18 protein-coding genes and 1 pseudogene are annotated in these 25,083 nt (G+C 71.2%); 11 read left to right on the top strand and 8 right to left on the bottom strand.

All coding sequences use genetic code 11. The features are described 5' to 3' along the window. From KUTG_RS32095 to KUTG_RS32085, 3 genes are all read right to left on the bottom strand, one after another. A partial coding sequence (locus KUTG_RS32095; RefSeq protein WP_043722102.1) for an MFS transporter occupies positions 1 to 1,005 on the bottom strand: 1,005 nt, incomplete at its 3' end. Positions 1,006 to 1,050: 45 nt separating this feature from the next. Next, a complete protein-coding gene (locus KUTG_RS32090) occupies positions 1,051 to 2,193 on the bottom strand; it encodes a glycosyltransferase (RefSeq protein ID WP_043722100.1) in 1,143 nt (380 codons plus the stop codon). Positions 2,194 to 2,234: 41 nt separating this feature from the next. Next, positions 2,235 to 3,407, bottom strand: coding sequence for a nucleotide disphospho-sugar-binding domain-containing protein (locus KUTG_RS32085; RefSeq protein WP_043722099.1), 1,173 nt, complete (start codon positions 3,405 to 3,407; stop codon positions 2,235 to 2,237). Positions 3,408 to 3,807: 400 nt separating this feature from the next. On the opposite strand from KUTG_RS32085, the gene KUTG_RS32080 reads away from it, so the two are divergent. The 10 genes and pseudogenes from KUTG_RS32080 (at position 3,808) to surE (ending at position 17,406) form a co-directional block, all read left to right on the top strand. Continuing rightward, a complete protein-coding gene (locus KUTG_RS32080) occupies positions 3,808 to 3,999 on the top strand; it encodes a hypothetical protein (protein ID WP_043722096.1) in 192 nt (63 codons plus the stop codon). Next, on the top strand, positions 3,999 to 4,856 hold the full coding sequence (locus KUTG_RS54110) for a hypothetical protein (RefSeq protein ID WP_052395637.1): 858 nt from the start codon (positions 3,999 to 4,001) through the stop codon (positions 4,854 to 4,856). Before KUTG_RS32080 ends, KUTG_RS54110 begins: the two co-directional genes overlap by 1 nt. A gap of 21 nt (positions 4,857 to 4,877) precedes the next feature. Continuing rightward, the gene (locus KUTG_RS32070) at positions 4,878 to 5,744 is read left to right on the top strand and encodes an HAD-IIB family hydrolase (RefSeq protein WP_198047375.1); all 867 of its coding nucleotides are present in this window, start codon (positions 4,878 to 4,880) and stop codon (positions 5,742 to 5,744) included. A 38-nt stretch (positions 5,745 to 5,782) separates the two neighbouring features. Continuing rightward, positions 5,783 to 6,883, top strand: coding sequence for an ABC transporter ATP-binding protein (locus KUTG_RS32065; protein WP_157494900.1), 1,101 nt, complete (start codon positions 5,783 to 5,785; stop codon positions 6,881 to 6,883). A 35-nt stretch (positions 6,884 to 6,918) separates the two neighbouring features. Next, positions 6,919 to 7,524 (top strand): hypothetical protein, encoded by a 606-nt coding sequence (locus KUTG_RS32060; RefSeq protein ID WP_052395636.1) that lies wholly within the window; start codon positions 6,919 to 6,921, stop codon positions 7,522 to 7,524. Continuing rightward, the gene (locus tag KUTG_RS32055) at positions 7,524 to 8,399 is read left to right on the top strand and encodes an ABC transporter permease subunit (RefSeq protein ID WP_043722094.1); all 876 of its coding nucleotides are present in this window, start codon (positions 7,524 to 7,526) and stop codon (positions 8,397 to 8,399) included. The genes KUTG_RS32060 and KUTG_RS32055 overlap by 1 nt, the downstream gene beginning before the upstream one ends. Before the next feature lie 114 nt (positions 8,400 to 8,513). Continuing rightward, positions 8,514 to 12,121, top strand: a pseudogene (locus KUTG_RS32050) (ABC transporter ATP-binding protein). A 416-nt stretch (positions 12,122 to 12,537) separates the two neighbouring features. Beyond that, the gene (locus KUTG_RS32045; protein ID WP_043722093.1) at positions 12,538 to 16,230 is read left to right on the top strand and encodes a multifunctional oxoglutarate decarboxylase/oxoglutarate dehydrogenase thiamine pyrophosphate-binding subunit/dihydrolipoyllysine-residue succinyltransferase subunit; all 3,693 of its coding nucleotides are present in this window, start codon (positions 12,538 to 12,540) and stop codon (positions 16,228 to 16,230) included. Between the two features lie 72 nt (positions 16,231 to 16,302). After that, the gene (locus KUTG_RS32040; protein WP_043722092.1) at positions 16,303 to 16,482 is read left to right on the top strand and encodes a DUF6104 family protein; all 180 of its coding nucleotides are present in this window, start codon (positions 16,303 to 16,305) and stop codon (positions 16,480 to 16,482) included. A 168-nt stretch (positions 16,483 to 16,650) separates the two neighbouring features. Beyond that, positions 16,651 to 17,406, top strand: a complete 756-nt coding sequence (gene surE / locus KUTG_RS32035) for a 5'/3'-nucleotidase SurE (protein ID WP_232241075.1) — start codon at positions 16,651 to 16,653, stop codon at positions 17,404 to 17,406. On the opposite strand, the gene hutI is transcribed toward surE, so the two are convergent. Genes hutI through hutH form a run of 5 tightly spaced genes read right to left on the bottom strand, consistent with a single transcriptional unit; the run spans position 17,366 to position 24,174 of the window. After that, entirely contained in the window at positions 17,366 to 18,511 is a 1,146-nt protein-coding gene (gene hutI / locus KUTG_RS32030) for an imidazolonepropionase (RefSeq protein WP_043722090.1), read from the bottom strand. The two genes, surE and hutI, sit on opposite strands and share 41 nt — an antisense overlap. Further along, a complete protein-coding gene (locus KUTG_RS32025; protein WP_043722089.1) occupies positions 18,502 to 19,806 on the bottom strand; it encodes a formimidoylglutamate deiminase in 1,305 nt (434 codons plus the stop codon). The genes hutI and KUTG_RS32025 overlap by 10 nt, the downstream gene beginning before the upstream one ends. After that, positions 19,803 to 20,993, bottom strand: a complete 1,191-nt coding sequence (locus tag KUTG_RS32020; protein ID WP_043722086.1) for an allantoate amidohydrolase — start codon at positions 20,991 to 20,993, stop codon at positions 19,803 to 19,805. Before KUTG_RS32020 ends, KUTG_RS32025 begins: the two co-directional genes overlap by 4 nt. Then, entirely contained in the window at positions 20,993 to 22,639 is a 1,647-nt protein-coding gene (gene hutU / locus KUTG_RS32015) for a urocanate hydratase (protein ID WP_043722085.1), read from the bottom strand. Before hutU ends, KUTG_RS32020 begins: the two co-directional genes overlap by 1 nt. Further along, complete coding sequence (gene hutH / locus KUTG_RS32010; protein WP_043722082.1) at positions 22,639 to 24,174, bottom strand: histidine ammonia-lyase; 1,536 nt, start codon at positions 24,172 to 24,174, stop codon at positions 22,639 to 22,641. The genes hutU and hutH overlap by 1 nt, the downstream gene beginning before the upstream one ends. A gap of 86 nt (positions 24,175 to 24,260) precedes the next feature. On the opposite strand from hutH, the gene KUTG_RS32005 reads away from it, so the two are divergent. Continuing rightward, a complete protein-coding gene (locus tag KUTG_RS32005; RefSeq protein WP_043722080.1) occupies positions 24,261 to 25,043 on the top strand; it encodes an IclR family transcriptional regulator in 783 nt (260 codons plus the stop codon). Positions 25,044 to 25,083 lie beyond the last annotated feature (40 nt).

Here is a 25,083-nt window from a genome sequence, read left to right as displayed (position 1 = left end):
GATGGTCAGCGCCAGGGGCACGCCGAGGCGCTTGACCAGCGGGGCGTTCAACCACGTGCTGACGACGAGCATGCTGACCGGCAACGGCACCAGCCGCAGCCCCGCCTCCAGCGGACCGTACTTCATCACGAACTGCAGGTACTGGGTGAGCAGGAACATCGACCCGGCATTGCCGAACGCCGCCAGCACCGAGCCGCCGACCGCGCCGCTGAACATGCGGTTGCGGAACAGGGTCAGGTCCAGCATGGGCGCGGCGACCCGCAGCTCCCACCACGCGAACACGGCCAGCGCAACGACGCCTACGGCGGCGGGACCGAGCACGTCGGCGGAACCCCAGCCGTGCCCGGGGATCGAGATCACGCCGTACACCAACGCGATCACCGCGACGGTGGACAGCACCGCGCCGAGCACGTCGACGCGTCCGCCGGCGGGATCGCGGGATTCCGGCACCAGCACCAGAACGGCGACGAAACCGAGCGCCGCCACCGGCACGTTGACCAGGAACACCGAGCCCCAGAAGAAGTGCTGGAGCAGGAAGCCGCCGATCACCGGCCCGATGGCGACGCCGACGGACAGCGCGGCGGTCCAGATGCCGATGGCCCGCGGCCGCTCCTCCTCGTCGAAGATCTGCATGACCACCGCCAGCGTGCCGGGCATCATGCACGCCGCGCCCAGGCCCATGAAACCCCGCGCGCCGATCAGCATGCCGGCCGACTGCGAGTAGGCGGCGACGAGCGACCCGACGCCGAACACCACCAGCCCGATCAGCACGAACCGCTTGCGCCCGAAGCGATCGGCCAGGCTGCCGGCGGTCACCAGCAACCCGGCCAGGGCCAGCACGTAGGCGTTGATCATCCACTGGATGTCCGACGTGCTGGCCGACAGCTGCGTGGACAGCGTCGGCACGGCCACGTTGAGGATCGTGTTGTCCAGCACCACGGTGAGCAGCGCCAGGCACAGCACGCCCAGGATCGGCCAGCGTTGCGGATGGCGTTGGGCCGCCACAGTGTTCTCCCCCCGGAGGAAACCTCGGACCCCCAGCGTAGGCCGTCAGCCCACGAAGCCGGCCAACCGGTCCACCACGTCCACCGGCGACGGCATGGCGTGCAGCTCGGACCGGATCTTCCGGGCGTTGGCCTGCCACTGCTCGTCGCCGAGCAGCCGCTCGATCAGCGCGACGTCCACATCGGTCACCACGGCCCGCTGCCCGAGCCCGCTGGCCTGCACGGTGTCGGCGTTGATGAACTGGTCCGCCCCTTGCGGCACAACGATCTGCGGGATGCCGGCGTCCACAGTGGTCATCGTGGTGCCGGCGCCGCCGTGGTGGATCGCCGCGTCGCACGAGGACAACAGCATGCCGAGCGGCAGGTAGCCGACGGGGCGGACGTTGTCCGGAAGTTCGCCCAACGAGGAGATGTCCACATCGCCCAGGGCCAGCACGAACTCCGCGTCCACCTTGCTCGCGGCGGCGACGATCGGCTCCAGCATGCCCAGGCCGAAGCCCGGCACGACGGTGCCGAGCGTGATCAGCACCCGGCGGCGGTCCGGCTTGTCCAGCAACCACTCCGGCAGCACGGAACCGCCGTTGTACGGCACGTACCGCATCGACCACACGTCGGCCGGCTGCTCCGCCTCGCCGCGCACGCTCGGCGGGGTGACGTCGAACCGCACGGCCGGGGCCGGGGCCTCGGCGACGCCGTGCCGCTCGAAGTACTCGTGCAGCTCCTCGTACGTGGTCTTCCGCATATCGGACAGGCCACGGTCCTGGCCCATGCCCAGGTTCAGCATCACCAGCGGCACGCCCAGCTTGCCGGCGGCCAACTGGCCGGCGGCCTGCATCGGCGTGTGCACGATGACGTCCGGCTGCCACTTCTCGGCCACCCGGACCACGGTCTCCAACGTGGGCTCGGAAACCTTGGCGAACATGCGCAGCGCGACCTCGACGGTCCGCTGCAGGTCATTCCGCGCGGCCGTCATCTGCTCGCCCATGCGAGCGCCGGCGCCCATGAAGATCTCGCGATAGTCGGTCCCCGGCGACGCGTCCACGACCTGCAGGCCCGCGTCGGACACCGCGTCCACGGAGCCGCCGGTCGCGTAGAGGACCTCGTGACCGGCGGCCCGTGCGGCGTGGGCGAACGAGATGGTCGGCAGGATGTGTCCCAGACCGGGGGACGTGGTGATCAGAATGCGCATGACTGGTTCTCCCTCCCTGTGCCGACCATTTAACTCACAGACTAAGAGATCTGTCCACCGAAATTCTTAGTCAGTCGGTCGGCCACTGAGGACGGTGAGGGCATGGCGTGCATCTCGGCCCGGATCCGCCCCGCGGCATCCCGCAGCGGCTCCTCGGTGAGCAGCCGCTCGACCAGCTGGGCGTCCAGCTCCTCGTCGGTCACGTTCAGGCCGCTGCCGGCGGCGGCCACGGCCGCCGCGTTGAACGGCCCGTCCGCGCCCTGCGGCACGATGATCTGCGGCACGCCGGCATCGAGCGCGGTCAGCGTGGTGCCGGCCCCGCCGTGGTGGATCACCGCGGCGCTGGTGGCCAGCAGCGGGCCGAGCGGCACGTAGCCGGCCAGCCGCACGTTGTCCGGCAGCTCGCCCAGCGAGGACGTGTCGGCGTTGCCCAGCGCGACCACGAACTCGGCGTCGATCTTCTCCGCCAGCGCGGCGATCCGCGCCACCGGCCCGATGCCGGTCATCATCGGCGCCACCGTGCCCAGCGTGACGGCGATGCGCGGCCGTCCCGGGCGGGCGGCGGTCAGCCAGCCCGGCAGCTGACCGCCGCCGTTGAACGGCACGTAGCGCATCGGCCAGCCGTCCTGCTCCGGCTGCACGCTGCGCGGCGCGACGTCCAGGTGCACGTGCCGCTCCGGCGGGCCGTCCGCGCCGTGCCGGCGGTAGGTGTCGGCCAGCGCCTCGGCGAACTGCGTGCCCCGGTCGAGCGGGCTGGACAGCCCGAACGACTGCTCGACCGCGGGGATGCCGAGCTTGGCCGCGGCCAGCGGGCCCGCGCCCTCCATCGGCGAGTGCAGCACCAGGTCGGGGCGCCATTCGTCGGCCAGCTCGACCACGGCGTCGGCCACGGCCTCGGACATCGGCACGAACAGCCGGACCCCGACCCGGCTGAGCCGGTCGAACTCGCCGCTGCGGGACGCCTCCTTGATCTGGCGCTGGATCTCCTTGATGTCCTCGGTGCCGCGGACGCGGTCCAGCATGCTGCCGAACTGCTCGTGCCTGACCGTCTCGACGACGTGCAGGCCGGACGCGGCCAGCATCGGCACGTGGTCGGGGCTGCGGCCGGACATGGCCAGCAGCACCTCGTGGCCGGCGGCGCGCAGGGCCCACGAGATCGGGACCATCGGCAGCATGTGGCCGAGGCCGGGCGACGCGGTGACCAGGATCCTCATCAGGTACCCCCCAGGTGAAAGAGATGGGATGTACCCACAATTTAGCGGGCAAGCGAAGGTCGCGTCGAGGAGGTTGTGGATGTGGTCCCGATCACGGAACCTGGACATGGCAGTGTTTGGACAGCAAAGAGCGGCCCGCTCAACCAGCCTGGGGGTCACTGGGAGCGGGCCGCCGAGAACAGCTTAGGGTCTCGGACGCCGATTTGCCTCATGTTTGGACGAGATCCGTCGAAAAAATCTTGTCCGCCGCCACTCCAACGGGTGAACGAGCGTGCAAACGGGTGAAACCCTGCCTCGCAGACTGTGCGAACTGACCCGATCGGCCGATGTGTGACGGGTGTGTGCCGCCAGCCCGAATCCCACTCATGTGGCACCCCGTGGAGCCTGACGGAGATGCCTGATGAGTGAACCCCGTTGGTGGGTGGACTGCCTGGACCCGTTCGGCCGGGACCGGGCGATGACAGTGCTGGTGGAGCACGACCAGGTGGTGCTGGTGGCCCCGCCCGGCGAGACGGCGGTGATGTCGCCGCAGCAGACCCGGCGGCTGCACCACGCACTCGACCGGGCGGCTGGGGATCTGGGGTTGAGCTGATGAGCACTGTGGACGACGGGATGCGGCGCGCCGTGCTGCGCCGGCTGGCCGCGCTGGACCAGGCGGCCGAGCAGACCAATGCGGGCGGCACCCTCGCCCCGCTGGCGCGCGCCGAGCTGCAGCGGCTGGCCGACGGCTGGCGGCTGCTGCTGGAGGTGCACACCGCCGACGAGGACGGCCGCTGCCGGGCCTGTCCCGGCCGGCTGCGCAAGCGGCGCTGGCCGTGCAAGGTCTGGTTGCTGGCCCACCAGCACCTGATCGGCGCCGGCACGCCACCTCCGCAGCCACAGCGCAGCGGGATGTTCGGCGGGGTGTTCGGCGGCCTGTTCCGACGCAACGGCCGGCACAGCAAGCAGACCAACGGCGGGCCGGTGCAGGGCGTGCGCACGCCGCCGCTGCCGGTGGCGGCGCGGCGGACCATGACGCTGCCGCCCGAGGTGCCGGCCGAGATGACCGTGGAGCTGCCGGTGGTGCGCCACGCGTTGCCGCCCGCGCCCAGCTACACGCCGATCACGCCGGCCAGCCCGCCGCCGGCCATCGCCAGCTCCGGGCCGTTCGCCATCGTGGACGACCCGACCTGGCCCGCGCCCGGCGAGTACGCCGACCGGCCCGACGCCCCGGCGCTGGCCAGCCTGGACCCGATCGGCGCGTTCGGCGGCGTGCTGCCGGCCCCGCCGCAGGCCCGGGCCACCCAGCCGCTGGAGGACACCATGGTGTCGGAGACGATCGTGTCCGAGACCGTCGTCGCCGACGTGATTCCGTCCCGGTTCGAGCTGCTGGGCGAGCCCGACGCGGAGACCGAGGAGATGCGCCGCGTGCTCGAGGACTACTGGCAGGGGTCGACCACCGTGCAGTAGCCCGCGGGCAGGATGGGACCGGTGAACTGGCTGACCGCACCGGGACATCTGCTCGTCTGCGACCTCGACGGCACGTTGCTGCGCTCCGACACGTCACTGTCCGACGCCGCCCGCGACGGGCTCAACCGCCTCGTCGCGGCCGGCGTCGCGCTGACGGTCGCCAGCGCGCGCAGCACCGCCGCGATGCGGCCGATGCTGCCCGGCGTGGACCTGGGCCTGCCGGTCATCGAGCACAACGGGGCGTACATCTCCGATCTGCGCACCGGGCAGCACCTCGTCACCAACGCGCTGGACCCGGCGATCGCCGGCCGGGCCGTGGAGCTGCTCGGCGACACCATCGTGACCGCCTGGGACGGTGCACGCGATCGGGTGCACTTCGGCCCGGACCTCAACCCCGGCGCGGGCTGGTTCATCGGCGAGAAGCGTCGGTACCGCGACCCGCGGCTGACCGAGACCGCCGACCTGCGTGCCGTCGCCGACCGGGAACAGGTCGTCATGCTGTGCTCGTACGTGCCGGACGAGGACGCCCCGGCCGTGGCGGCGCGGGTGCAGGAGGCCGTCGGCGAGGGCGCCCGGGTGTGGACGGCGCTGAACTCGTACAGCGCAGGCTGGTCCGAGGTCGTGGTGCAGAGCCCGTTGGCCACCAAGGGCGCGGCCATCCTGGAACTGCGGCAGCGGCTCGATCTGCACGGCGAGATCACCGTCTGCGGCGACCACGTCAACGACCTGCCCATGTTCGCCGTCGCCGACCGTCGCATCGCGCCGGCCAACGCCCAGCCGGAAGTGCGGGCGACGGCCTCGGTCGTGACGGGAACCAACGACGATGACGGCGTCGTCACATATCTGACGGATCAGCTGGCGATCTCACGGCGAGCGACCGCCGAATAGGGTATGACCAGGGCACGCACCGGCACCGGGAGGAACACGTGCACGACGGCAGTGGCCGGATCGTGGTGCAGGGCCTGAGCAAGCAGTTCGGCCCGATCACCGCGGTCAACAACCTCAGCTTCACCGTGGAACCCGGGTCGGTGACCGGCTTCCTCGGGCCGAACGGGGCCGGCAAGACCACCACCCTGCGCATGCTGCTGGGCCTGGTGCGGCCGACGGCCGGCGGCTCGACGATCAACGGCCTGCCGTTCGACCAGCTCGGCAACCCCGGCCGCGTCGTCGGGGCCGTGCTGGAGGCGCAGGGGTTCCACCCGACCCGGACCGCCCGCAACCACCTGCGTGTGTACGCCGCCGCCATGGGCGTGCCGGACCAGCGGGCCGACCAGGTGCTGGAGCTCGTCGGCCTGTCCGAGGCCGCACGCCGTGGCGCCGGCGGCTTCTCGCTGGGCATGAAGCAACGGCTGGCCCTGGCCACCGCGCTGCTCGGCGACCCCCAGGTGCTGGTGCTCGACGAGCCGGCCAACGGCCTCGACCCCGAGGGCATCGCCTGGCTGCGGACCTTCCTCCAGTCCTTCGCCCGCACCGGCCGCACCGTGCTCATCTCCAGCCACCTGCTGGCCGAAGTCGAGCAGACCGTGGACCAGGTCGTGATCATCAGCCGCGGGCAGACCGTGTACTACGGCTCCCTGGACTACCTCCGGCAGTCGCAGCAGAGCCGGGTGCTGGTGCAGGCGGCCGACCCGCAGGCGCTGGTCGTCAAGCTCCAGGAGGCCGGCGTCAACGCCATCGAGCAGACGCCCGACGGCCGCCTCGCCATCACCGGCGTCGACCGCAAGACCGTCGCCGACCTGGCCATGGCCGCCGGCATCGCGCTGTACGACATCCAGCAGGAGACCGTCGACCTGGAGCAGCTGTTCTTCCGGCTGACTCAGGGGCAGTACACCGGTCAGCAGCCTGGCTACGGCGCACCGCCGCCCGGGTACGGACCGCCGCCCGGCGGTGGCTACGGGCCGCCGCCGCAGGGGTACGCCGCCCCGGGTTTACGCGCCCGGCACGCCCGCCCCAGGGCTACGCGCCACCCGTCGACCCGAAACCAGGCCTATACGCAGCAGCCTTCGCAGGTCCGAACTAGAATTTAGCTCTGGACTACCTCCGGCAGTCGCAGCAGAGCCGGGTGCTGGTGCAGGCGGCCGACCCGCAGGCGCTGGTCGTCAAGCTCCAGGAGGCCGGCGTCAACGCCATCGAGCAGACGCCCGACGGCCGCCTCGCCATCACCGGCGTCGACCGCAAGACCGTCGCCGACCTGGCCATGGCCGCCGGCATCGCGCTGTACGACATCCAGCAGGAGACCGTCGACCTGGAGCAGCTGTTCTTCCGGCTGACTCAGGGGCAGTACACCGGTCAGCAGCCTGGCTACGGCGCACCGCCGCCCGGGTACGGACCGCCGCCCGGCGGTGGCTACGGGCCGCCGCCGCAGGGGTACGCCGCCCCGGGTTACGCGCCCGGCACGCCGCCCCAGGGCTACGCGCCACCCGTCGACCCGAACCAGGCCTATACGCAGCAGCCTTCGCAGGGTTTCCCCGTGCCACAGGCTACGCCGCCCCAGGGCTACGCCGCCCCCGGCTACGCGCCCGGCACGCCGCCCCAGGGCTACGCGCCACCCGTCGATCCTCAGCAGTACCAACAGCAACAGCCCGGCCAGCAGTACGGCGGCCAGCCCTATGCGCCGCCCCAGGACCAGCAGCAGCCGCCCGCCGGCGGTTGGGGAGGTAACGCCTGATGGGCCGGCTCATCTCCGCCGAGTTCCGCAAGATCCTCACCACCAAGATGTGGTGGGCGCTGCTCATTCCCACCGTGGCGCTGGCCGCCCTGTGGAGCATCGGCGGCAACGCGCTGATCGGCGCCGTGCTCGACCAGATCAACAACAACACCGTGGTGGCCCAGCTGCGGCTGGACTTCAACCACCTGCCGTGGTCCACCCTGATCTTCGCCCGCACGGTGAACATCAGCGCCATCTTCCCCATCGTGTTCGGGGCGCTGGCGCTGTCCAGCGAGATCAACCGGCGGACCATCACCACCAGCTACCTGACCGCGCCCAACCGCGGCAGCCTGCTCACGGCCAAGCTCATCACCTACGCCGTGTGGGGCCTGGTGTTCGGCGTCGTCATCTCCGCCGTGGCCAGCATCGGCATGCTCATCGCCTCCCGGCCCGAGCAGCTGCCCGACGCCGTGAGCTGGCTGGAGATCGCCGCCTCCGGCGTCGTGTCGTGCATGCTCTGGACCCTGCTCGGCATGGGCGTCGGCGCCCTGTTCGGCAGCCCCATCGCGTCGATCATCTCCCTGCTGCTCTACACCCTGCTGGTGGAGAACCTGATCGGCTCCCTGCTGCCCGACAACTGGCCCGGCATCCTGATCAACGGCTCCGCCGACGGCCTCACCGGCTCCGTCGCCTCGCAGCTCGTGGTGGCCAAGGTCCCCAACATCGGCGGCCTCATGACCGGCGAGGCCCAAACCCTGTTCTCCGACCTCATCCGCACCGCCGCCGGCGCCCGCGGCGCCTTCGACTGGTGGATCAGCGGCCTCATCTTCGCCGCCTGGGCCGCCGTCTTCGCCGTAGGTGGCTGGCTCATGAGCAAAACCCGCGACATCACCTGACGTAACCGCCTTTTCCCCACATGCGCTTCCTATGTGGCACCAGCCGCCACATAGGAAGCGCATGTGGCGTTTTTGGCTCGTCATGATCAAGCTAAGGCACCGTAAGTTACTTCTGTGTCCGAACAAAAGGGATGGGTGCGGCGGCTGGCGGCGGCGTGCTGGCGGCATCCGGTCGTGGTGGTGCTGTCGCTGGGCGCGGCGGTGCTGGGTGTGGGCCAGCAGGCGGTGGCGCCGCTGGTGGTGCGGCTGGCGGTGGACGACGCGGTAGCCGGCACGACGACGCGCCTGGGCTGGCTGATCGGGGCCCTGGTGGGCATCGAGGTGCTGACCTTCGTGACGGCGTTCCTGCGGCGCTACCTGGGCGGACGGCTGGCGCTGGACGTGCAGCACGACCTGCGCGGGCAGGTGTTCGCGGCGGTGCAGCGGCTGGACGGCGGCAAGCAGGACGAGCTGCGCACGGGGCAGGTGGTGTCCCGCTCGATCAGCGACCTGAACCAGGTCCAGGGCCTGGTCATGATGGTCCCGTACGCGCTGGGCAACATCGCCTTCGTGCTGGTGGCGGTGGGCGCGATGCTGTGGCTGTCCCCGTTGCTCACGGTGATCGCGCTGATCGTGGTGCCGGCGGTGGTGTACGTGGCGCTGCGCAGCCGCAAGACCCTGTTCTCGGCGACCTGGCACGCGCAGCAGCAGGCGGCCGACGTGGCGCAGCACGTGGAGGAGACGGTCACGGGCGTCCGCGTGGTGAAGGGCTTCGGCCAGGAGGGCCGGGAGATCAACGGCCTGGAGGCGCGGGCTCGCCGTCTGTTCTCGTTACGGATGCGCGCGGCCCGGCTGACCGCACGGCCGACGGCGACGCTGGGCGCGATGCCGTTGTTCGGGCAGATCGCGGTGCTGGGCCTCGGCGGCTGGCTGGCCATGAACGGCCAGGTCACGCTGGGCACCTTCCTCGCGTTCGCCAGCTACGTGACGGGTCTGCTGGGCCCGGCCCGGTTCCTGGCGTCGGCGATGGTCACGGCGCAGGTGACGAAGGCGAGCGTGAACCGGGTCGACGAGCTGATCGACTCGCAGCCCGATGTGCGGGACGGCGGCGAGGACGTGCCGGAGGGCCCGCTGGCGGTGGAGCTGGACGACATCACCTTCGGGTACGCGCGCAGCGAGCCGGTGCTGGCTCACGTGAGCCTGAGCGTCGAACCGGGCGAGACCCTCGCGCTCGTGGGCACGGCCGGATCCGGGAAATCGACCGTGTCCCTGCTGCTGCCCCGCTTCTACGACGTGCACAACGGCGCGATCCGGGTCGGCGGCGTGGATGTGCGGCAGCTGAAGCTGCACTCGCTGCGCAACGCCGTGGGCGTGGTGTTCGAGGAAGCGTTCCTGTTCTCCGAGACCATCCGAGGCAACATCGCCTACGGGCGACCGGATGCCACCGAGGCGGAGGTCGAGGAGGCGGCGCGCGCGGCCGAGGCCCACGAGTTCATCCAGGCGCTGCCTGACGGCTACGAGACGACAGTCGGCGAGCGCGGCCTCACGCTGTCCGGCGGTCAGCGCCAGCGCATCGCGTTGGCCCGCGCGCTGCTGTCGGCGCCGCGCGTGCTCGTGCTGGACGACGCGACATCGGCGGTCGACGCCGTCACCGAGGCGGCGATCCACGACACGCTCAAGGCCGTCACGGCGCAGCGCACCACGCTCCTGGTGGCGCACAGGCGTTCCACGCTCGCGCTGGCCGACCGCATCGCGGTGCTGGACGGCGGTGGCGTGGTCGACGTCGGCACCGAGGCGGAGCTGAACGAGCGCTGCGCGCTGTTCCGTGAGCTGCTGGCCGGCCCCGGTGAGGCGATCGAGGACACCGCACCGGTCGATTTGGCGTCGGCGGAGCTGTGGCCCGAGGTCGCGCCCGAGGAGCCGGACGTGCCGAACCTCGTGCCGCTGTCCGAGGCGACGGAACAGCCCGACCTGAGCCCCGACACCATTGGCACGGGCCGCAAGTTCGGCTTGGCGTCCCTGCTGCGGCCGGTGCGCTGGGCGCTGGTGCTCGTGGGCGCGCTGGTGACGGTCGACGCCCTCAGCTCGATGGCGCTGCCGGCGCTCGTGCGCTTCGGCGTCGACGACGGTGTCACGCGTGGCGCACTGGGCGCGCTGTGGGTGGCGACGGGGCTCGGCGCGGGCATCGTGGTCGTGAACTGGATCAACGCGCGCCTGGAAACGGTGCTCACGGCCCGCGTGGGCGAGCGCCTGCTCTACGCGCTGCGCGTACGGAGCTTCACGCACCTCCAGCGGCTCGGCCTCGACTACTACGAGCGTGAACTGGCCGGCCGGATCATGACCCGGATGACCACGGACGTCGACGCCCTGTCCACATTCCTCCAGACCGGACTCGTGACGGCGGCGGTGAGCGCGCTGACCATCGTGGGCATCGCGGTGGCGCTGCTGGTCACCGACATCGGTCTCGCGCTGGTGGCGATGACGGCGATCCCGTTCCTGGCCGTGGCGACCTACTTCTTCCGCAAGGCGTCCTCGGAGGCGTACGCCCAGGCGCGTGAGCGGGTCAGCGTGGTCAACGCCGACCTCCAGGAGAACGTGTCCGGGCTGCGTGTCACGCAGGCGTTCACGCGTGAGCAGCACTCGGCGCGGGAGTTCGGGGAGCGCAGTCTGGCCTACCGGAGCTCGCGGCTGCGCGCGCAGCGCTACATCGCCACGTACTTCCCGTTCGTGGCGCTGCTTTCCGGCGTGGCGCAGGCGGCGGTGCTGGCGGTCGGCGCGTACCGCGTGGCCAACGGCGACCTGAGCGCCGGCGCGCTGCTGGCGTTCCAGCTGTACCTGGGGCTGTTCTTCGCGCCGGTGCAGCAGCTGTCCGGCGTGTTCGACGGCTACCAGCAGGCCATGGTCGGTCTGAAGCGCATCGGCGAGCTGCTGACCACACGGTCGTCGATCGTGCCGCCGTCCGCGCCCGTGGCCGTGCCGTCGACGCTGCGAGGCGAGATCGAGCTGCGTGACGTGACCTTCCGCTACGAGGGCGCCGCGACGCCGGCGCTCGATCGTGTGAGCCTGCACGTCCGCGCCCGGCGAAGAACCTGGGCGCTGGTCTGGTCGGCCGCACCGGCGCGGCCAAGTCGACGCTGGTGAAGCTCGTCGCCCGGTTCTACGACGTGACCGATGGTTGCGTGCTCGTGGACGGTGTCGACGTGCGTGACTACGACCTGGACGGCTACCGCGGCCGACTCGGCGTCGTGCCGCAGGAGGCGCACCTGTTCGTCGGCGACGTGGCCGACAACGTCCGCTACGGCCGGCCTTCGGCGTCACGCGATGAGGTGACGGCGGCGGTGCGGTCGGTCGGGGCGCTGCGGCAGGTCGCCGGTCTGCCGCAGGCCATGCACCAACAGGTCGGCGAACGCGGTCAGTCCCTGTCGGCCGGGCAGCGGCAACTGGTCGCGCTGGCCCGCGCCGAGCTCGTGGATCCGGCAGTGCTGCTGCTCGACGAGGCGACCGCGGCGCTGGACCCGGCCACCGAGTCCGCCGTGCTGGCCGCCAGCGAGCACCTGGCCGGTCGCCGCACCACCTTAGTCGTCGCCCACCGCCTGGCGACGGCGGCCCGCGCGGACCGGATCGTGGTGCTGGAGCAGGGCCGCATCGTCGAGCAGGGCACCCACGCCGAGCTGCTGGAGGCCGGCGGCCACTACGCCGACATGTGGCGCACCGGCACTCACCTCAATGAGGAAGCCGCCTGAACCCGCCAACACAGGAGAACGCGAGGCCCCGCCGGTGCTTCGTCCGGTTGCTGGATTTCGCCCGCCGCCACCCGACGCGCCCACCCACCTGGGCCGATGCGGCGGGCGAAATCCGGCAAGGGCGAGGCATCGGCTACCCGGGGGCCGAGCCCCGCGCGGGACGCGCGGCATGTAAACGTGGTTCCGGACACAATCGTTACTGGTGCAAGTGCATGGCTTGAACGATCAAGTACCCTAAGCCATCCTCAACAGCCCCGGTCAGAAGCCCGAACTGGTGGGATGATCTGGATTGATCATGTGATCCACCTGACGTTGTGCCGGCTCGGCTGTGTGTGAAGCGACCTGCGTGGAGTACTAGCCTTGCTGGCGGAGTGAGTCAGTACAAATAGCGAGATAGATAGAGGCGAGCGCCAGCCGTGTCCAGCTCCAGCTCTGCGTCGCAGTTCGGCCCGAACGAGTGGCTGGTCGAGGAGATGTACGACCAGTTCCTCGCCGACCCGTCATCCGTCGACCCGGCGTGGCATGACTTCTTCGCCGACTACAAGGCGACGCAGCGCACGACCGCCGGCGCCACCGCCGTCAACGGCACCACCGCCGCCACCGCGACCGCGACGACGACCACCGCGCCCCCGGCCGCGCCGGCCAACGGCCACGTCGCCGCCCCGCCGGCCCCGGCCGCGACCCCGACGCCGGCCCAGACCACCCTGCCGAGCACCAAGCCGACTCCGGCCGCCGCGGCCACCGCCGCGCCCGTGAAGCCGGCCGCGGGCTCCGAGGTGAAGGTCCTGCGCGGCGCCGCCGCGGCGATCGCCCGCAACATGGACGCCTCGCTCACCGTGCCGACCGCCACATCCGTGCGCGCGGTCCCGGCGAAGCTGCTGGCCGACAACCGCATCGTCATCAACAACCACCTGAAGCGGACCCGCGGCGGCAAGGTCTCCTTCACCCACATCATCGGGTACGCGCTGGTCAAGGCGCTCGAGTCGTACCCGAACATGAACAACAACTACGGCGTGGTCGACGGCAAGCCCTCGATCATCACGCCGGAGCACGTGAACCTGGGCCTGGCCATCGACCTGCCCGGCAAGAACGGCCAGCGCACGCTCGTGGTCGCGTCCATCAAGCACTGCGAGACGATGACGTTCACGCAGTTCTGGCAGGCCTACGAGGACCTGATCCGCAAGGCCCGCGGCGGCGGCCTGACCGCCGACGACTTCGCCGGCAGCACCATCCAGCTGACCAACCCGGGCACCATCGGCACCAACCACTCGGTGCCGCGGCTGACCGCGGGCCAGGGCGCGATCCTCGGCGTCGGCGCCATGGAGTACCCCGCGCACTTCCAGGGCACCAGCGAGAAGGCCCTGATCGAGATGGGCGTCAGCAAGATCATGACGCTCACCTCGACCTACGACCACCGCATCATCCAGGGCGCCGAGTCCGGTGAGTTCCTGCGCCGCATCCACCAGCTGCTGCTGGGCGAGAACGGCTTCTACGACGACATCTTCACCTCGCTGCGGCTGCCCTACGAGCCGATCCGCTGGGTCGAGGACCTGCCCGAGGGCGCGGTCGACAAGACCGCCCGGGTGATCGAGCTGATCGACGCGTTCCGCTCGCGCGGCCACCTGATGGCCGACACCGACCCGCTGAACTACCGGCAGCGCCGCCACGAGGACCTGGACGTGCTCTCGCACGGCCTGACCCTGTGGGACCTGGACCGCGAGTTCGCCGTCGGCGGCTTCGCCGGCCAGGAGAAGATGAAGCTGCGCGACATCCTCGGGGTGCTGCGCAACTCCTACTGCCGCACCGTCGGCGTCGAGTACACGCACATCCTGGAGCCCGCCGAGCGGCGCTGGCTGCAGGAGCGCGTCGAGGTCGTGCACGACAAGCCGCCGGCCACCGTGCAGAAGTACATCCTGTCCAAGCTCAACGCGGCCGAGGCCTTCGAGACCTTCCTGCAGACCAAGTACGTCGGTCAGCGTCGGTTCTCCCTCGAAGGCGGCGAGACTCTGATCCCGCTGCTGGACGCCGTGCTGGACAAGGCGGCCGAGCACGAGCTGGACGAGGTCGTCATCGGCATGCCGCACCGCGGCCGCCTCAACGTGCTGGCCAACATCGTGGGCAAGCCGATCTCGCAGATCTTCCGCGAGTTCGAGGGCAACCTCGACCCGGGCCAGGCCCACGGCTCCGGCGACGTGAAGTACCACCTCGGCGCCGAGGGCAAGTACTTCCGGATGTTCGGCGACGGCGAGACCAAGGTGTCGCTGGCCTCCAACCCGTCCCACCTCGAAGCCGTCGACCCCGTGCTGGAAGGCGTGGTCCGGGCCAAGCAGGACCTGCTGGACAAGGGCGGCGAGGGCTACACCGTGCTGCCCGTGGCGATGCACGGCGACGCCGCGTTCGCCGGCCAGGGCGTGGTGGCCGAGACGCTGAACCTGGCGCTGCTGCGCGGCTACCGCACCGGCGGCACCGTGCACGTCGTGGTGAACAACCAGGTCGGCTTCACCACCAACCCGGAGCACTCGCGCTCGTCCAAGTACTGCACCGACGTGGCCAAGATGATCGGCGCGCCGATCTTCCACGTCAACGGCGACGACCCCGAGGCCTGCTACTGGGTGGCCAAGCTGGCCGTCGACTACCGCGAGACGTTCCACAAGGACGTCGTCATCGACATGATCTGCTACCGCCGCCGCGGCCACAACGAGGGCGACGACCCCTCGATGACCCAGCCGGCGATGTACGACATCATCGACACCAAGCGCTCGGTGCGAAAGACCTACACCGAGTCGCTGATCGGCCGCGGCGACATCTCCGTGGACGAGGCCGAGAAGGCGCTGCGCGACTACGCCAGCCAGCTGGAGCACGTCTTCAACGAGGTGCGCGAGCTGGAGAAGCACCCGGTCAAGCCGACCAACTCGGTCGAGTCCGAGCAGCAGGTGCCGGCCAAGGTGCCGACCGCGGTCAGTGCCGAGACGGTGGCCCACATCGGCCAGGCCCAGGTCGACCTGCCCGAGGGCTTCAACGCCCACCCGCGGGTCAAGCCGGTGCTGGAGCGACGGGCCGCGATGGCCCGCGACGGCGGCATCGACTGGGGCTTCGGCGAGCTGCTGGCGTTCGGCTCGCTGGTCATGGAGGGCAAGACGGTCCGCCTGTCCGGCCAGGACTCCCAGCGCGGCACCTTCGGCCAGCGGCACTCGGTCGTCATCGACCGCAAGACCAGCGCCGAGTACACGCCGCTGCAGAACCTGGCCGAGGGCCAGGGCAAGTTCATGGTCTACGACTCGGCGCTGTCCGAGTTCGCCGCCGTGGGCTTCGAGTACGGCTACTCGGTGGCCAACCCGGACGCGCTGGTGCTGTGGGAGGCGCAGTTCGGCGACTTCGTCAACGGCGCCCAGTCGATCATCGACGAGTTCATCTCCTCCGGCGAGGCCAAGTGGGGCCAGCGCGGCAACGTCGTGCTGCTGCTGCCGCACGGCCTGGAGGGTCAGGGCCCCGACCACAGCTCCGGCCGCATCGAACGGTTCCTCCAGCTGTGCGCCGAGGGCTCGATGACCGTCGCCGTGCCGTCCACCCCGGCCAACTACTTCCACCTGCTGCGCCGGCACGCGTTGGACGGGGTGAAGCGGCCCATGGTCGTGTTCACGCCGAAGTCCATGCTGCGCCTCAAGGCCGCCGCCAGCCCGGTGGAGGACTTCACCAACGGGCGGTTCATGTCGGTCATCGACGACCCGACGCAGCCCTCGCCCGAGCAGGTCGACCGGCTGCTGCTGTGCAGCGGCAAGATCTACTACGAGCTGGCCGCCGAGAAGGAGAAGCTGGGCGCCACCAACGTGGCCGTGGCCCGCATCGAGCAGCTCTACCCGCTGCCCGAGCGCAAGCTGAAGGCCGTGCTGGACCGCTACCCCAACCTCACCGACATCCGCTGGGTCCAGGAGGAGCCGGCCAACCAGGGCGCGTGGCCGCACCTGGGCCTGGTCATCCCGGAGGCGCTGCCGCAGGTGCAGGGCAAGCTCACCCGCGTGTCCCGCCGCCCCATGGCCGCCCCGGCCTCGGGCTTCAGCAAGGTGCACGAGGTCGAGCAGCGCGCCGTGGTCACCAAGGCCTTCAGCTGACGTTGTAGTTTCCAACGGCCGGGTTCAGCGCCTTCTGGCGGGAACCCGGCCGTTGTTCGTAGGAGGAAAGCCTTGTACTTCACCGACCGTGGCATCGAGGAGCTGGAGCAGCGCCGGGGCGAGGAGGAGGTCACCCTGGCCTGGGTGGCCGACCGCCTGCGGGCCTTCGTCGACCTCAACCCCGAGTTCGAAACCCCCGTCGAGCGCCTGGCCACCTTCCTGGCCCGCGACGACACCGACGACATCGACTGAGTTTTTGCCGCGCGTTCCGCGCGGGGCGGGTTCGCCTCTAAGCCACTGCCTTCCCTTGTCTCGCGACGATCGATGAAAAGACTCGATCGTCGCGAGCCTGCGGTCCAGGCAGTGGCGCGAACCCGCGACTCGCTGGCATCCGACCCCTCCCGCCGGTAGGACAGAGGGGTGAACTCTCCTCTGCGCGTGCTGGTCACCAATGACGACGGCATCGACTCCCCCGGACTGATCGCCCTGGCGCGGTGTGCGGTGGAGCTGGGGCACGACACGATCATCGCGGCGCCCAGCGTCGAAGCGAGCGGGACGGGGGCGGGGCTGACGGCCTCGGGCGGACACCGGAGCGTGGGGGTGTCGCGGCGGATCGTCGAAGAGCTGCCGGACGTGCCCGCGTACGCCGTGGACTCCCACCCGGGGCTGATCGCGCTGCTGGCCTGCCGAGGGGCATTCGGGGACCGGCCGGACCTGGTGCTGTCGGGCATCAACTTCGGCGCGAACATCGGCCGCGCGCTGATCCACTCCGGCACGGTGGGCGCGGCGCTGACGGCGCACGTGAACGGGGTGACGGCGCTGGCGGTGTCGCTGGACGTGCCCTGGGACCCGCCGGGCACAGCGCTGTGGGACGTGGTCGACCCTTACGTGAAGGACGTGCTCGGCCTCATCGAGCCGGGCACGGTGCTCAACCTGAACGTGCCCAACCGCCCGGACCCGGGCCCGCTGCGCTGGGCCACGCTCACCCGGTACGGCCGGGTGCAGAGCCGGGTGGTGCAGCAGCACGAGGACCGGATCGAGCTGGCCACGGTGATCCTGGACGACGAGGTGGAGCCGGGTTCGGACGCGGCACTGCTGGAGCAGGGCTACGCCACCGTCACCGAGCTGCGGTCGGTCAGCGCTGTCGAGCGCCCGCGCGCCACACCGCCCAGGTGAGCGGCACGCCGGGCCGGTAGGCGAGGTGCGTGGTGGACGGCGCGTTGAGCACGTGCACGTCCGCCCGCGAACCGGGCCGCAGCACGCCGATGTCGTCCCGACGCAGGGCCTGCGCGCCGCCGAGCGTGGCGGCGCGCACGGCCTCCTCCACGGTCATCCGCATCTGGAGCACGGCCGTGGTCACGCAGAAGGCCATCGAGGACGTGTACGAGGAGCCGGGGTTGCAGTTGGACGCCAGCGCGACGGTGACGCCGGCGTCGAGCAGGGCGCGGACCTCGGGCAGCGGCTGCCGGGTGGACAGGTCGCAGGCCGGCAGCAGCGTGGCGACGGTGTCGGAATCGGCCAGCGCGGCGACGTCGGCGGGCGTTAGGTAGGTGCAGTGGTCGACGCTGGCGGCGTCCATTTCCACGGCCAGCCGCACACCGGGGCCGGGGCCGAGCTGGTTGCCGTGCACGCGAAGGCCGAGGCCCTTCTTGCCGGCGGCGGTCAGCACGGCCCGGGACTGCTCCTCGTCGAAGGCCCCGGTCTCGCAGAACACGTCGGCCCAGGTCACGTGCGGGGCCACGGCGTCGAGCATGGGCCCGCACACCAGGTCCACGTACTCGTCGGCGTCGGTGCCCGGCGGCACGAGGTGCGCGCCGAGGAAGGTCACCTCGTCGGCGTACCGGCCGGCCAGCGTGGCCGACCGGAGCTCGTCGGCGACCGTCAGCCCGTACCCGGTCTTGGTCTCGATGTACGTGGTGCCTTGGGAAACAGCCTCGTCGACGTGCTTGCGCAGCCCCGCGGCGAGTTGCTCGTCGCTGGCCGCGCGCGTGGCATCGTCGGTGACGGCGATGCCGCCGGCGGCGTAGGGCTGGCCGGACATGCGGGCCCCGAACTCGGCGGTGCGGTCGCCGGCGAAGACCAGGTGGGTATGGCTGTCCACCCAGCCCGGCAGCACCGCGCGACCCTCGACGTCGACGCGCTCGTCGGCGGCCGGGGCGTCGGCGGCGGCCCCGACCCAGGCCACCCGGTCGCCGTCGAGCACCACGGCCGCGTCGCGCAGCTTGCCCAGTTCGGCGTCGTTGGTGGTCAGCTCGGCGATGCCGGTGATAACTACCGCCACAGTTCCCCCATCACGTCCGCGAGAAGAGGTCCTACCTCCCCTAGCGTCGCATGACGTCCCCGGGTGGCCACAACCCGCCCTTCGACTATTACCGAGTCCACATCGGACGAATTCGCGGACAGCAGAACCTGTTCCGGTCGGCTACCCGCCGTTCGTAGTGAATCCAGGCCGACCGCGACGAGATCGGCCGGCGCGCCGACGGCGATCCGCCCGGCTTCGGGCCAGCCCAGGCAGGCGTGGCCGGCCGCGGTTGCCGCAGCAAGCAGCTCCTCGGGGCTGAACCGCCCGCGCTGCCCGGTGCGCAGCCGCTCGCCGTGTTCGAGGGCCCGGGCTTCGGCCAGCGGGTCGATCACGACATGTTGGTCGCTGCCAAGGGAAATCGGGCTGCCGGCGTCGAACAGCTCGCGCGCCGGGCCGATGCCGTCGGCGAGGTCGGCCTCCGTGGTCGGACAGAAACAGGCGGTGGTGGTGGACCCACCGAGCAGCGCGCGGTCGTGCTCGGTGAGATGGGTGGCGTGCACGGCGGTGGTCCGCGGCGACAGCACGCCGGCCTCGGCCAGCAGCGCGGTCGGCGTCATTCCGTACGCCGCAAGGCAAGCCTCGTTCTCGGCCGGCTGTTCGGAAAGGTGGACGTGCAGCGGCCCACCGATCGCGGCGACCTCGGCCAGCTGCTCGCGGGGCACGCCACGCACCGAGTGGATGGCCGCGCCGACGCGCATCACGTTGTCCGACTTCAGCCCGGAAACCCGGGCCGCCCAACGGGTCGCGTCGCCGTCGCTGAACCGGAGCTGGGTTCCTTCGAGTTCCGTGCCGATTCCCCCGGCCACGTAACAGGTGTCGAGCAGCGTGATGCGAATACCTGCCGTAGCGGCAGCTTCCCGCAGCACATGGCCCATCTCGTTCGGGTCGGCATACGGGGTTCCGCCGGGACCGTGGTGCAGGTAGTGGAACTCGCCGACACACGAGATGCCGGTGACGGCCATCTCCGCGAAGACGGCGGTCGCCAGCTTGAGGTAGCTGTCCGGCGTCAGCCGCTCGGCCAACTGGTACATCGCCTGCCGCCACGTCCAGAACGTGCCGCCATCGGCGTGGGTGCGGCCGCGAAGCGCCCGATGAAAGGCGTGCGAATGCGCATTGGCGAAGCCTGGCAACACAATGCCGTTCAGGCGCTGCGCACCGAACGGCGGTGAGTCCGAAGTGGACACTTCGGTTATCCGGCCGTCGTCGCCGACGTGCACCAGCACGCCGGCGACCACACCTTCGGGCAGCCAGGCCCGCTCACACCAGTAGTTCACGACGCCAGGTGCTCCAGCGTCGTGGCCAGCGCGGCGACCCCGGCCTCGCAGTCGTCCGGCTCCGCATACTCCTGCGGCGCATGGCTGACGCCGGTCGGGTTGCGCACGAACAACATCGCCGTCGGCACGCGGTTGGCCAGGATGCCGGCGTCGTGCCCGGCACCGGTCGGCAATGCCGGCACGCCACCGAGCACAGTGGACAGATCGTCCCGCAGCACCGGGTCGAACACCACGGTGTCGCCGTACGACTCCTGCGTGACGCGAACTCCGCAGCCTTCGTCGGCGGCGGCTTGTCTTGCCAGGGCTTGGATCTCGGCCACCACCGACTTCGTGGTGGCATCGTCCGAAGCCCGAGCGTCCAGCCAGACGTTGACCTCGGACGCGATCACGTTGGTGCCACCCGGAACCGGCACGATCCGGCCCACGGTCGCCCGCGCGTCGCCGACGGCCGCCTTGCGAGCGGCCAACACCAGTGACGCCGCCGGTACCATCGGGTCACGCCGGTCGGACATCAGCGTTGCCCCGGCGTGGTTTCCCTCGCCGGTGAAGGTGAACCGCCACCGGCCGTGGGCCAGGATCGACGAGGCCACGCCGACCGGAACCGTGAGGCCACGGCCCTGCTCCACGTGCAGCTCGACGAAACATCCGATGCGTGCCAGCGCTTCCTCGTCCGGCCCGAGCGTCGTCGGGTCAGCGCCGGCCTTGGCGATCGCGTCGGCCAACGACACCCCGTCCGGATCGAGCAGCGACCGTGCCTGGTCGGCGCCGATGGCCCCGGTCATCAGTCGGGATCCGAGGCAGGGCACGCCGAACCGGCCGCCCTCCTCCTCGACGAACACCACGACGGCCAGCGGCTTGCGAGGCTTGAATCCCTTGGCCTGCAACACATCCACCGCCGCCAACGACGACACCACGCCCAGCGGGCCGTCGAAGGCCCCGCCACCCGGCACGGAGTCGAGGTGGCTGCCGGTGATCACGGCGTCCGGGCCGGGGTTTCCCCACCACGCCCAGATGTTGCCGTTGCGGTCGGTCTCCACGGCCAGGCCCCGCTGGGCGGCCTCGGCGACGAACCACTCCCGCAGTTCCAGCTCGACCCGGTCGAACCCGTGGCGGGAGTACCCGCCCCGGGCGCGATCCGCGCCGACGTCGGCAATCGCGGCCAGCAGGCCGGTAGCCGTAGCCGCCATCAGTTGGCCTTCATCGGGATCTTGACGCCCTTGTCCTCCGCCACCTGGTCGGCCAGCTCGTAGCCGGCGTCGACGTGGCGCAGCACGCCCATGCCCGGGTCGTTGGTCAGCACCCGCTCGATCTTCTGCCCGGCCAGCGCGGTGCCGTCGGCCACGGTGACCTGGCCGGCGTGGATGGAGCGGCCGATGCCGACGCCGCCGCCGTGGTGGATGGACACCCATGTGGCGCCCGACGCGGTGTTGACCAGGGCGTTGAGCAGCGGCCAGTCGGCGATGGCGTCCGAGCCGTCGGCCATGCCCTCGGTCTCCCGGTACGGGGACGCGACCGAGCCGCAGTCGAGGTGGTCGCGGCCGATGACCACCGGCGCGGACAGCTCGCCGCTGGCCACCATCTCGTTGAAGCGCAGGCCGGCCAGGTGCCGCTCGCCGTAGCCCAGCCAGCAGATGCGGGCCGGAAGCCCTTGGAAGGCAACGCGTTCGCCGGCCATCTTGATCCAGCGCTTGAGCGGCTTGTTGTCCGGGAACAGCTCCAGGATGGCCTTGTCGGTGGCCGCGATGTCGGCCGGGTCGCCGGACAGAGCCGCCCAGCGGAACGGGCCCTTGCCCTCGCAGAACAGCGGCCGGATGTAGGCCGGCACGAAGCCGGGGAAGGCGAACGCCCGGTCGTAGCCGCCGAGCTGGGCCTCGCCGCGCAGCGAGTTGCCGTAGTCGAAGACCTCGGCGCCGCCGTCCTGGAAGCCGACCATGGCCTCCACGTGCTGGGCCATCGACGCCCGCGCCCGCTCGGTGAACTCCTCGGGCTTCTTGGCGGCGTAGTCGTGCCAGTCAGCCAGATCCACGCCGATCGGCAGGTACGACAGCGGGTCGTGGGCCGAGGTCTGGTCGGTGACGATGTCGATCTCGACGCCGCGGCGCAGCAACTCGGGCAGGATCTCGGCGGCGTTGCCGACGACACCGACCGACAGCGCCTTGCGGTCGCGCTTGGCCGCCTCGACGCGGCGGATGGCGTCGTCCAGGTCATTGGCGACCTCGTCCAGGTAGCGGTGCTCCACCCGGCGCTGCGCGCGCACGGGATCCACGTCGATGCACAGCGCCACACCGTCGTTCATGGTGACGGCCAGCGGCTGCGCGCCGCCCATGCCACCGAGGCCGGCGGTCACGGTGAGCGTGCCGGCGAGCGTGCCGCCGAAGCGCTTCTCGGCCACCGCGGCGAAGGTCTCGTAGGTGCCCTGGAGGATGCCCTGGGTGCCGATGTAGATCCACGAGCCGGCGGTCATCTGGCCGTACATGGTGAGGCCGGCGGCCTCCAGGCGGCGGAACTCGGGCCAGTTGGCCCAGTCCGGCACCAGGTTCGAGTTGGCGATCAGCACGCGCGGCGCCCACTCATGGGTGCGCAGCACGCCGACCGGACGGCCGGACTGCACCAGCAGCGTCTCGTCGTCGGACAGCGTGGTGAGCTCGCGGGAGATGGCGTGGAAGCTCGGCCAGTCGCGGGCGGCCTTGCCGGTGCCGCCGTAGACCACCAGATCCTCGGGGCGCTCGGCGACCTCGGGGTCCAGGTTGTTGTGCAGCATGCGCAGCGGCGCCTCGGTCTGCCAGCTGCGCGCGGTGAGCTGGGTGCCCCGGGCGGCCCGGATCTCGGTCATCAGGAGTTCTCCTCGACGGTGCGCGCGATCAGTCCACTTCGGACGAGCGCTTCGGTGGCCGCGATCTCCGGGGCCAGGTGACGGTCGGGTCCGGGACCCTGGACGTGCTCCCGGAGCAGCGCGACGACGGCGGCGGTGGCCGGCGCCGGCTTGAGCGGGGCACGCAGGTCGAGCGCGCGGGCCGCGGTGAGAAGTTCGATGGACAGCACGGTGGTCAGGCCGTCGACGGCCTTGCGCAGCTTGCGCGCCGCCGACCAGCCCATCGACACGTGGTCTTCCTGCATGGCACTGGACGGGATCGAGTCCACACTGGCCGGCACCGCCAGGCGCTTCAGCTCGGAGACGATGGCCGCCTGCGTGTAGTGGGCGATCATGTGGCCGGAGTCCACGCCCGGGTCGTCGGCCAGGAACGGCGGCAGGCCGTGCGAGCGGGCCACATCCAGCATCCGGTCGGTGCGGCGCTCGGCCATGCTGGCCACGTCGGCGACCGGGATGGCCAGGAAGTCCAGCACGTACGCCACGGGCGCGCCGTGGAAGTTGCCGTTGGACTCCACACGGCCGTCGGCCAGCACGGCCGGGTTGTCGATCGCGGAGTCCAGCTCGCGGTCGGCGACCAGCTCGGCGTGGGCCAGGGTGTCGCGGGCGGCGCCGTGCACCTGCGGGGAGCAGCGCAGCGAGTACGCGTCCTGCACGCGGGTGCAGTCCGGGCCGCGGTGGCTCTCCATGATCTCGGAGCCGGCCAGGATCTTGGTCATGCGGGCGGCCGACCGGGCCTGCCCGGGATGCGGGCGCAGGGCCTGGAGGTCGGCGGCGAAGACGCGGTCGGTGCCCAGCAGGGCCTCCACGCTCATCGCCGCGGTGAGGTCGGCGATGTCCAGCAGGCGGGCCAGGTCGGTGATCGCCAGCACCAGCATGCCGAGCATGCCGTCGGTGCCGTTGATCATGGCCAGGCCCTCCTTCTCGGCCAGCGCCACCGGCTCGATGCCGGCCTCGGCCAGGGCGTCGGCGGCGTCTCGCAGCTCGCCTTGAGCATCCCGGACCTGACCTTCGCCGATCAGGGCCAGCGCGACCGAGGACAGCGGGGCCAGGTCGCCGGAGCAGCCGAGGGAGCCGTACTCGTGCACGATCGGCGTGATGCCGGCGTTGAGCATGCGGGCCATCGTGTCCACAGTGGACGGCCGGACGCCGGTGTGGCCGGTGGCGAGCGTGCGCAGCCGCAGCAGGGCCAGCGCACGGATCACCTCTCGCTCCACCTCGGGGCCGGCACCGGCCGCGTGCGAGCGGATCAGCGAGCGTTGCAGCTGCGCGCGGCGGTCCGGCGGGATGTGCCGGACGGCCAGCGCCCCGAAGCCGGTCGACACGCCGTAGGTGGGCGTCGTCGCGTTGGCCAGCTCCTCGATGTGCGCCCGGGCCGTGGTGACGGCCTCGACCGCGGCCGGTTCCAGCTCGACCGCCACGCCGTCGCGGGCGACCGCGACGACCTCGTCACGCCGCAGCGGCTTCGCGCCGAGCTGCACTGCCTCCGGGTGTGCCATGGGTTCATCACAGCTGGTGGCGGGCGGTTGCACGAGTCCAAGGCGGGTGACAGTGTCTGAGATACCAGACAACGCGAGGTGTACCCGTGGGTAGCAGCAGTGACGTGCCGGCATTGCGCCGAGGACTGGCCGTGCTGCGCCTGTTGTCCACCCGGCCGGGGCCGATGTCCGCCGCGACGATCGCCCGCGAGTTGGATCTGCCCAGGTCGACGGCCTACCACCTGCTGGCCGAGCTGGCCGACGCGGGCTTCGTGACGCACCTGCCCGAGGAACGCCGCTACGGGCTCGGGGTGGCGGCCTTCGAGCTGGGGTCGGCGTACCTGCGCCACGACCCGTTGGAGCGGCTGGCCCGGCCCCTGCTGCGGCGGCTGGTCGACCGAGTGGGGGCCACCGCCCATCTCGGGGTCCTGCACGGGGCCGAGGCGCTCTACCTGCTGCGGGAGCAGCCCCGGCAGCCCAACACCCTCGTCTCCGACGTCGGTGTGCGCCTACCGGCCCATCTCCCCGCCTCCGGCCGGGCCATGCTGGCTTTTCTGCTCCCCGCCCAGGTCAGGGCCCTGTTCCCGGGAGTGGGCAGCTTCGTCGACCGCACCGGCCGCGGCCCCCGGGATCTGCCCTCGCTGCGTCGGCTCCTGTCGTCGGAACGCCAGCGCGGCTGGTTCGTCGAGGACGGCTTCGTGACGGCGGATTTCGCCTCGGTCGCGGCCCCCGTCTTCGACCACGGCGGCCGCCCCATCGCCGCCATCAGCACCACCTTCCGCCACGTCTGCCCCGATGCAAGCGCTTGCGGCACCGACTGGCCTGAGGTGGCGGCGGAAGTCCGGCGAACCGCCGAAGAACTGACCCTCAGAATCGGCGGCCACAGGTAGGCCCCCCAATGCAGGGAAGGACGCCTTACCCGCGTTGAAC

The sequence above is a fragment of the Kutzneria sp. 744 genome, assembly GCF_000568255.1.
In the GTDB taxonomy this organism is placed as follows: domain Bacteria; phylum Actinomycetota; class Actinomycetes; order Mycobacteriales; family Pseudonocardiaceae; genus Kutzneria.
This window is presented reverse-complemented; position numbering and strand designations above follow the sequence as displayed.